The following is a 255-nucleotide window of genomic DNA, read 5'->3' as shown; positions in this document are numbered from 1 at the left end:
GCGTTTATATGGCAACAATTGATATTGACTGAAGTAAGTTAGTATTGCTTGAATATTGGTACCGTATTGTGTGTTATTGGTGACATTTTTAGGGAATTCGCTCTTACTTTTTTTATCGCAATAAGTACATCGCTTAACTTCGACTTGATACTCAGTAACATGAAGGGCTACTTTTGGTAAATCAAACACTTGTCGGCGCTCTGTCGCTAACACAAGCGTTGCATCTAATGATGCTGAGCAATGAGAGCAAGTATC

At 38.0% G+C, this 255-nt stretch carries 1 protein-coding gene; it reads right to left on the bottom strand.

The genetic code is table 11. The features are described from left to right. On the bottom strand, nt 1–255 hold a 255-nt coding region (locus CXF74_RS00030), incomplete at both ends, for an IS66 family transposase zinc-finger binding domain-containing protein (protein ID WP_198552731.1).

It is taken from the genome of Psychromonas sp. Urea-02u-13, from assembly GCF_002835995.1.
GTDB lineage: Bacteria > Pseudomonadota > Gammaproteobacteria > Enterobacterales > Psychromonadaceae > Psychromonas.
This window is presented reverse-complemented; position numbering and strand designations above follow the sequence as displayed.